Below are 9,627 nucleotides of genomic sequence, written 5' to 3'. Positions count from 1 at the left end.
GTGCCCCCTCGAGTTCTTGCTGGCATGCCACTACATCATGACGTTCGTAAAGGTGAATTAACATTAGTTCAACGGTCAGGCTAAGGCCAGGGTGAATGCTCTGATTCACCTCGTCGGTCGGGTTCTTGCCAAAACCTTGCCGGGCCCGTATTCCTGGGCGACTAATTTCTCCATCTACGAATAGCGAGATTAGTCAGAAAATCCCACTGAAATGGCACAGATACGCTCTGAAGTTGCCATGGGGTCAAACCGTGACCCGTCCCAGGATCTCGGCCAGCCCATCCACCAGCCGCCCCTGCTCCGCCCGGCCCGCGGCGAGATCGGCCCGGTTCGCCGCCGCCAGGACGCGGGCCCGCACCAGGGCATCCGGATACGTCTCCAGGTATGCCCGCTCGTCAGCCAATGCGAGCGCCGCCCCAATGGCATTCGCGTTTGCGATGGCATTGGCATTGGCGCACGCCTCGGCGTTGGCGCCGGTACTCAGATCTGCGTAGAACTGGGCGTACTCAACCGTCTCGTCGGCGCTGTAGCCGTTCGCGGTGGCGTACGCGTGCGCGTTGGCGTAGGCCACCGCGTGCGCGTCGGCGTACGGATAAGCGGCCCGGTACAACTCGCCCAGGACCGGCCGCAGCGCCTCGCTCCACTCCGCCGCCCCGACCCGCTCCCCGGCCGCCGCCCGCCGGCACAGCCCGGCGACAATCTGTTGTGGACCGTCGACATCGTCCGGTCCCGGTGCGAGCAGGAGCGCGTGCCACTCGTACACCACCCGGAACGGCACCCGGTCGCCGAGCCGGTCGAGCTCGCCACGCACCCGCCGCCCCCGGTCCGCCGCACCGGCGGAATCCTGACCGGCCTCCAACGCCGCGACCAGCGCGGCCAGCCAACGCTGCGGACCATCCACCCGGCTCACCCCTCCCACCCCGCCGGCCGCGGCCGGTCCATCGTGGCCAGCAGGTCGTCGACATCCGCGTCGGTCAACGTGTCGAGGTAGTCCGCACCACCCGTCGCGACGCCGCCGCCCGCCGGCCCCGACCCGGGCGGCGCCCCGGCCGCCGCGACCGCCGTGGCCAGCCCGGCCACGGTCGGGTCGTCGAAAAGCGTACGCACCGGCAGGTCGACCCCGTGCGCCGTCCAGATCCGCGCCATCAACTGGGTGGCCCTGACCGAATGTCCACCGAGGACGAAAAAGTTGTCCAGCACACCGGGTGGCTCGGGCAGGCCCAGCAGGTCGGCGACAAGCGCCGCCAGCTCCCGCTCCAGCGGAGTCCGCGGCGCGACCGCCGGCCCACCCGCCCCGGAACCCCAGTCCGGCTCCGGCAGCGCACGCGGGTCAAGCTTGCCCCGGGACGTACGCGGCACCTCGGGCAGCGCCACGAACGCCGCCGGCACCATGTACTCGGGTAGGAGGCGGCGGACGTACTCACACAGCCCGGCCGGCGGCTCGGTCGCCCCGGTGACCACGTACCCGACCAGCCGTGCCCCGTCCGGGCCGGTCGACGTCGTCACGACCGCGTCGACCACCTCCGGATGGCCGCGCAGCACCGCCTCCACCTCCGCCGTCTCGACCCGGAACCCGCGTACCTTCACCTGCCGGTCGACCCGGCCGAGCGGTTCGATCCGGCCGTTGGGCAGCCAGCGGCCCAGGTCGCCGCTGCGGTAGAGCCGGCCACCGGCGGTGAACGGATCGGGCACGAACCGGTCGGCGGTCAGCCCGGGCGCGCCGGCGTAGCCCTGGCCGAGCCCGGCACCCCCGATGTAGATCTCGCCGACCACCCCCGGCGGCACCGGCCGCATCCACCGGTCCAGCAGGAAGACCCGGCTGCCGGCGATGGCCGGGCCGATGTCCAGCGGGTCCGGACCGGCGACGACCTCGGCGCCGGTCGAATACACCGTCGTCTCGGTCGGGCCGTAGCAGTTCCACAGCCGCACGTCCGGGCCGATCAGGGCGTCGGCGAGCGACTTCGGCAACGCCTCCCCGCCGCTGAGCCGCAGCCGGACCCCGGCCGGCACCCCACCGGCCGCCACCAGCATCCGCCAGGTCGTCGGCGTCGCCTGGAGCATCGTGGCGTCCACCGAGGTCAGCAGCCGCCGCAGCCGGTTGCCGTCGATCACGTCGTCGGCACCGGCGACCACGACCGGCGCCCCGCACAACAGCGGCAGGAGCAGGTCGAGCAGGGCGATGTCGAACGCGAACGTGCTCACCGAGACGACCCGGTCGGCCGGCCCGAGCGGCACCATCTCCCGGAACGCGTGCAACAGGTGCGCGACCGCGCCCTGGGTGACCGTGACCGCCTTCGGCCGGCCGGTGGAGCCCGACGTGAACAGCACGTACGCCGCCGCCTCCGGCGGCAGCCCGAACGGCGGCGGCACCACCGGCTCCGGCCCGGTCTGCGCCGGCCCGGCCAGGTCGAGCAGCGTCACCGCCGCCTCCAACTCGGCCAGCAGCGGCCCGGGAATCGCCGTACGGTCGGTGACGACGACCCGCACCCCGGCATCGGCGAGCATCCCGCGCAGCCGCCCCGGCGGATGGGTCGGGTCGAGCGGCAGGTACGCCGCCCCGATCCGCCACACACCGAGCAGCGCCGGCAGCGGCCGCGCCCCCCGGGGCAGCACGATCCCGACGGTGTCCTGGGCCCGTACGCCGTGCCCGACCAGTCCGGCCGCGATCCGGCCGGTCAGCTCCCGCAGCCGCGTGCCGGTGAGGGGCACGTCGTCGCCCCGGATCACGACCCGGTCGCCGGTGTCGACCGCGGCCACCAGTGCCGCCGCGGTCGCGCCCGGCGCCGGCACCGACGCCGACTCCGGCGCCGACCACACCCGGGTCACCAGATCCCGCGTCGCCGGTGCCAGGATGTCCACCTCGGACACCCGCATCTCCGGGTTCGTCGCCAGCGCGGCCAGGACCGCGCGCAGGGCGTCGGCGAACCGGTCCGCGCTCTGAGCGGTGAACAGGTCGGTGAGGTAGCGCAGCCGTACGGTCAACTCGTCCGGGCCGGCGACCGCCGCCAGTTCCAGCTCGAACTTGCCGGCGCCGTTGTGCACCAGCTCCGGGCGCCAGCGCAGGCCGCCCCGGGCCAGCGGCGGCGACGCGTCCTCGACCGTACACATCACCTGGAGCAACGGCGCCCGGGCCGGGTGCCGTCGCGGCCGGCACAGCTCGACCACCCGCGCGAACGGCAGATCCTGGTGGGCCTGGGCCCGCGCCGACGCGGTGTGCAGCCGGTCGAGAAGCCGCCCGAGCGTCGGATCCCCGTCCAACGTCGCCCGGATCGCGACCGTGTTCGCGAAGAGGCCGAGCATCCGCTCGGTCTCGATCCGGGTCCGGCCCGCCACCGGTACCCCGATCAGCAACTCGTCCACACCGCCCAGCCGGGACAGCAGCGCCGCGTACCCGGTCAGCAGCACGGCGAAGATCGTGCTGCCCCGGTCACCGGCCAGCCGCCGCAGCCCCGCCGCCAACCCGGCGTCCACGGGCACGTCCACCTCGGCGGCGGCCGGCGTCGGCCGGGCCGGGTACGGGTGGTCGACCGGCAGCGGCACCTCGGGCGGGGCACCGGCCAGCTCGGCCGACCAGAACCGCTCCGCGTCGGCGTGACCACCCGCCTCGACGTGCTCCCGCTCCCACAGCGCGAAGTCCGCGTACTGCAACTCGGGCTCCACCGACACCGCCGGCCGGCCGGCGGACAGCGCCTCGTAGTCGCCCGCGATCTCGTCGAAGAGCAGCCGGAACGACCAGCCGTCCGCGATCGCGTGGTGCGCCACCAGGCACAACACGTGCCGGTCGGGCGCCAGCCGCAGCAGCCGGGTACGCACCAGCGGGCCGCGTTCGAGGTCGAACGGCGTACGGACAAGCTCCTCGATCGCCGCCCGCGGGTCCGTCCCGGCCAGCGGCTCGACCCCGAGGGCGGCCGGCGGGGCGTCGTCGATCACCTGGATCGGCAGGCCGCCGTTGGCCCGGAACGTGGTCCGCAGGACCTCGTGCCGCCCGACCGCCGCCGCCCAGGCAGCACCGAGCGCCGCCACGTCCAGTGGCCCGGACAGCCACACCGCCCATCCGATGTTGTACGTCGCCCGGCCCGGATCCAGCCGGTCGAGCAGCCACATCCGCCGCTGCGCCGCCGACGCCGGAAACTCGAAGAACGCCATCTCAGCCCACCCGCCCGTCCACCGCGACGACCCGCAGTTCCGCCGTGTACCGGCCGCCGGCGCCGGTCAGCCACAACTGGTCCGGCGCCGGAAGCATCTCCACCACACCGACCACCGCGCCGTCACCGTCGTGCCGGCGGGCCCGGCGCACCGACCGGGACACCAGGTCGACCGAGGCGAGACTGGTCAGGTCGGCGTAGACCGGCTTGCGTTCACCCGCGCAGCGCAGGAACACGTGGCGGGGCAGGCCGTGCGCCGCCGCCCAGGCCCGCGCCCGCTCGAACCGGCGCGCCTCGTCCGCCGTACCGGCGAAGTCGATGTCGGCCGCCGCGAACGTCCACGCCTCCCGGCTGACCACCAGCGAGTCGACGGTGATCCGGGGGGTGTGCGCCGCCGGCGGCAGGACGCGGAAGAGCTGGGACAGTCCGGCGCCGACGACGTCGCCGAGCACGTGCATCAGGTCGACGTCGAGCCGGCCGTCGCGCGACCGTACCCGTAGGCCGGTGGACGACTCGACGAGGTCGCACTCACCGACCCGCAGGCTCTGCCGCCGGTCGTGCCCGAACGAGTCGTGCGCGAACACCAACCGGATGTCGTCCGGCCCGGCCAACCCGTTGCTCTGCCGGGTCGGGACACCGCCCTCCTGGCCGGTCTCGGCCGGATAGACGGCGCCGGCCCCGACGTCCCGCGCCATCGCCGCCCGCAACGCGTCCACCCGCGGGTGGTAGGCGACCCAGGTGGCGTACCGCAGGGTGTTGACCCCCGGGTGCAGTTCGCCGAGCACCCACTCGTCGCCGGCCAGCATCAGGTCCGGGCTGTGCTGCACCGCGGTCGGCCAGCCGGGCCGACCCGGCGGAAACGCGGCGGCCACCGCCGGGGCCAGGTCCGCTGCGGCGAGCCGGACCCGGCGCCGGTCGCCGGGCGGCAACGCCAGCACGTCGGCCCAGCGCCGGTGCAGCGCCGAGGTCAGCAGCGCGGTCATCCGGGCCGGCGGATGGAAGAGCGCCTCGCCGGCCAGCAGCCAGAAGTCGACGAGCGGAACCACGCCGGTGCGAAGCTCCGCTGCCCGGCGCCGGTAGATGTCGGTGAAAAGGCGCTGGTAGAGCGTGGCGCCGGCGGCCGTGAACCAGCGGGCACTCTCCAGCACCAGGCCGAGCGCGGCGCCGACTCCGGAAAGCTCCGCCTCCCCGATCCGGACCGTGCCGGCCCGCAGGCACTCCTCGTAGACCGGGGTACGTCCGGCGTACATCGTCCCGGCCCGGCGGGTGGCCGGAACGCCGGCCAGCCGGGTGAACGTCGCCGCCAGATCGGACATCGCGCCGGTCAGCCGGTGCGGGTCACCGGCAGCCGCCGCCAGTGCGTCCCGGGCGGCGCACAGCTCGTCCAGGGCGGCGAGCGCCGGCCCGCGTACGGCCTCGTCGGTGACCCGGGCCAGCCGGTCCCGCATCGTCCGCTCCGGCCTGGTGTCGTGCGGCGCCACCTCCGGCTGCCAGGCGATCCGGTGCGCCGCCGCCAGCGCGTCCAGCACCGCGTACACCTCCGGCGCGGACCGCAGCCCCGAACCCGGGTCGGCCAGCACCGCGGCGGCGACCCCGGCCGCGTCCCGGACCCCGTCGCAGGCCCGCAGCACCGCCACCTCGGCGCCGTTCAGGGGCACCGGCGGGGCGAGCGGCACCCGCAACGCCGACCCGGCCAGCTCCAGGAAGGGCATCAGCCGGGGTACGAGCCACGGCCGCAACCCGGCCGCGTACGGCGCCAGCACCGCCGCGACCGCCCAGCCCTCGAGGTAGACGGTCCGGTCGGCCACCAGCGCCGGCGGATCCGCCCCGTCGATCCGGATGCCGGCACCGGGCTCGATCCGCGCCCAGCCGACCGGCCCGAAGAACCCGATCGTGTCGTTCTTCGCGCAGTACCGCTGCAGGTAGCTGGTGACCAGCGCCTCGTGCTGGCGGTGCTTGGTGTTGCGGCCGGCGGGGCTCGGCCCCCGGCGCAGCAGCGCGTCGATCCCGGTGGTCAGCGCGTGCGGGTTCTGCCACGCGACCGCCTCCCGGAACCCGGGGTCGCCCGCGACCGCGTGCAACGCCGCCGCGAGCCGCCCGACCGCGCGCGGGAACCCGTCCACGTACGCCGCCTCCGCCGCCGCGAGAGCGGCCGGGTCGCCGGTGGCGCGGGCCGCGACCACCCGGTCCGCGGCGGCGGCGATCTCCGCGTCGCCGAGCGGGGCGAGCAGGTCGATCGGGAATCCGGCGCCCCGCAGGCACACCGTCCGCCACAGCGCCCAGCCGCCACCCAGCGCGACCAGGTCTGCCGGCAGTTCGCGCCCGGCCCGGCGCGGGACCCGCTCCCGGCGGCGCATCACCGGCCGGCCGCTCCCGCTGCCGGCCGCCGTGATCGCCGCCGCCGTCGCGGCCAGCGTCGGCGCCCGGTGGAAGTCACCCAGCCGCAGCTCGACGCCGAACGCCTCGCGCACCCGGAACATCAGCCGGGTCACCGTCAGCGAGTTGCCGCCGAGGGTGAAGAAGCTGCTCTCCCGCCCGATGCCCGCCGGGCGGCGGTCGCCGGGCAGCAGCCGTGACCACAACTCGGCCAGCCGGTGTTCGGTCGGCGAGGCCGGGCCGGCCACCTCCGGCGCCAGGTCGGGCACCTCCGGCGCGGGCAGCGCGGCCCGGTCGACCTTCCCGTTCGCGGTCAGCGGCAGGCGGGCGAGGACGGTGAAGGACACCGGCACCAGATGTCCCGGCAGCCGGCCCGACACGAAGTCGCGCAGCGGGCCGTCGGCCAGGGCCGCGCCCTCGACCGGCACGACGTACGCCACCAGGTGCCGGTCGACACCGTCGCCCTGGACCCGGACCACCGCGGCGGCCACCCCCGGATGCGCCTTCAGTACCGCCTCGACCTCGCCCGGCTCGACCCGGAAGCCACGTATCTTCACCTGGTCGTCGAGCCGGCCGAGGAACTCCAGCACGCCGTCCGCCCGCCACCGGACGAGATCGCCGGTCCGGTAGAGCCGCCCGCCCGGGACCCATGGATCGGGCACGAACGACCGCGCGGTCGCCGCGGCGGCACCGAGATAGCCCCGGGCCAGCCCGTCACCGCCGGTGTGCAACTCGCCGGCGAAGCCGACCGGAACCACCCGGCCGGCCGGGTCGAGCACGTACGCGGTCGTCTGTGGCACCGGGCGGCCGATCGGCACCCGGTCACCGACCGGCTCCGGGCCACGCATCACGTGACAGCTCGTCATCGTCGTGTTCTCGGTCGGCCCGTACGCGTTGACCAGCGGAAGCCCGTCGCGGGCGGCCAGTACGGCCCGGACCGCGCCCGGGTCGGCCACGTCGCCGCCGGTCAGCAGTTGCCGCACGCCCGCAAGCGCCGCCACGTCCTCCTCGACCAGTCGCTGGAACAGCCCGGCGGTGAGGAACGCGACCGTGACCCCGCCGGTACGGATCAGCCCGGCCAGCGCGGGAAGGTCGACCGGATCCGGCGGTGCCACCACCGCCGTCGCACCGGTCAGGAGCGCACCCCAGATCTCCCAGGTCGACGCGTCGAACGCGATCGGGGCGAACTGGAGCAGCCGTTCGCCGGGGCCGAGGGTGGCGAAGTCGGGGCCTGAAACGAGCCGGACCACCCCACGGTGGGGGATGCCGACCGCCTTGGGTACGCCGGTCGAACCCGACGTGTGCAGCACGTACGCCAGTTGCAGCGGATGGGTCCGTACCGGCGGCGGACCGGCCGGCACCGGTTCCCCTGACTCCGCGCCGACGTCGAGCACCCGTACGGCACCGAGGTCGGGCGGCAGGCCGGCGGTGCTGCCGGCCGTGACCAGGACCAGGCGTACGCCGGCCAGGGTGGCCGCGATCCGGGCCGGCGGACCGGTCGGGTCGACCGGCAGGTACGCGCCACCGGCCTTGAGCACGGCCAGCAGGGCTCGGATCAACGGCTCGCCCCGGGGCATCAGCACGGCGACGGGCTCCTCCGGGCCGACCCCGTGCCGGTGCAGCGTCCAGGCCAGCCGGTCGCTGTCGCGGTCCAGCTCCGCGTAGCTGACCCGGCGGTCACCGATGACCAGCGCGGCGGCGCCCGGATTCTCGGCGACCCGGGCCGCGAACACCTCCGGTACGGACGAGTCACGCGGATAGGGCCGCCTCGTCGCGTTCCAGCCGGCCCGCAGACCGGCCTCCGCGCCGGCGCCGAGGTCCAGGTCGGACAGCCGGGCGGCGGGCCGGTCCGCCAGCTCCAGCACCGTGTGCCGCAACTGCGCGACCATCTGCCGCGCCGACGCGTCCAGCAGCCGGGTGCTGTCCCAGACCGCGCCCAGCCGCAGCTCCGGCTCGTCGAACACGTGCACCGTCAGCGGATAGCCGGGCATCCGGTGTACGCGTACCGAGCCCCGTTCCGGCTCCGGACCGTCCTTCGCCAGTGCGGTGGACAGCCGCTGCCGCTCGAACACCACCAGGCTGTCCAGCAGCGGAGTGTCGGCGGTGAGACCGGCTCCCTCCAGGATGGCGGCCAGCGGGGTGAGCTGGTGCATGCGGAGCTGCCGCATGGCGCCGGCCGCGTCGGCGAGCAGCCGCCGGACCGTCGTGTCCGGAGCTGTACGCAGCCGGAACGGCACCGTGTTGATCAGCGAGCCGACGATCCGGTCGGCGTCCGGCACGCTGCCGTACCGGCAGGACCTGGTTACCGCGAACGTCACGTCGTCGACCCCGCCGTAGCCGCCGCGCAGCAGCGCCCAGGCCGCGTTGACCAGCGCGCTGACCCCGACCCCGGTGGCGGCCGCACCGGCCCGCAGCCGGTCGGACTCCGCCCGGGGCAGCACCATCTCGTGCGCTGCCGGTTCGGCGTCGACGCCGGGTGCCGCGCCGAGGTGACCGGGCAGCGCCCGGGGCGGTGGCGCCCCGGCCAGGTAGTTCTTCCAGAACGCCGCGCCGGCCGCCGGGTCGACAGCACCCCACCAGCGCACGAAGTCCGCGAACGGCGGCCGGTGCGGGTGGTCCGGCGGCCGCCCGGCCCGGCGCGCGGCGTAGTCGGCGAACACCTCGTCGAGCAGCAGCCGGGTGGACCGGCCGTCGAGGATCGCGTGGTGGAAGGTGAGTACGACGTGGTGGTCACTCAGGACGGTGACCCGCAGCAGGGGTGCCCGGCCGACGTCGAAGGGCTCGCGACGGTCGGCGGGCAGGAACGCGGCGAGCGTGCTGTCCCGCCAGCGCGGGTCGATCCCGGCCGTGGGCGCGACGACCTGCACCACGCCGTGGTCGCCGTCGACCTCGAACGCCGTACGCAGCACCGCGTGTCGCCGTACGGCGTCCTGCCAGGTCCGGGTGAACGTGTCGCGGTCCGGTGGGCCGTCCCACCTGATCGTGACCTGCTGGACGTCGACTCCGCCGGCCGGCTGCCGGAGGGTCTGCAGGATCATCCCGCGTTGGACCGCGAGGGCGGGGTACCGCTGGTGCGGGAAGCTGTCGTCCATGCGCGCCTGTTCGG

The 9,627-nt window shown here is 75.0% G+C and carries 3 protein-coding genes; all 3 read right to left on the bottom strand.

Going from position 1 to position 9,627, the window contains the following annotated elements; translation table 11 throughout:
* Positions 1 to 244: 244 nt before the first annotated feature.
* From QCD66_RS35025 to QCD66_RS35015, 3 genes are read right to left on the bottom strand one after another with little or no spacing between them, the layout of a single operon-like run.
* A complete protein-coding gene (locus QCD66_RS35025; RefSeq protein ID WP_375733183.1) occupies positions 245 to 910 on the bottom strand; it encodes a hypothetical protein in 666 nt (221 codons plus the stop codon).
* A complete protein-coding gene (locus tag QCD66_RS35020) occupies positions 907 to 4,146 on the bottom strand; it encodes an amino acid adenylation domain-containing protein (protein ID WP_375733184.1) in 3,240 nt (1,079 codons plus the stop codon). The genes QCD66_RS35025 and QCD66_RS35020 overlap by 4 nt, the downstream gene beginning before the upstream one ends.
* A gap of 1 nt (position 4,147) precedes the next feature.
* Positions 4,148 to 9,613: an amino acid adenylation domain-containing protein gene (locus QCD66_RS35015; RefSeq protein WP_375733185.1), complete on the bottom strand. Its 5,466-nt coding sequence runs from the start codon at positions 9,611 to 9,613 to the stop codon at positions 4,148 to 4,150.
* Positions 9,614 to 9,627: the final 14 nt, after the last annotated feature.

The sequence above is a fragment of the Polymorphospora sp. A560 genome, assembly GCF_045781765.1.
Classification (GTDB): Bacteria; Actinomycetota; Actinomycetes; order Mycobacteriales; family Micromonosporaceae; genus Polymorphospora; species Polymorphospora lycopeni.
The sequence above is the reverse complement of the archived record's forward strand: the minus strand, read 5'-3'. Positions and strand labels throughout refer to the sequence as shown.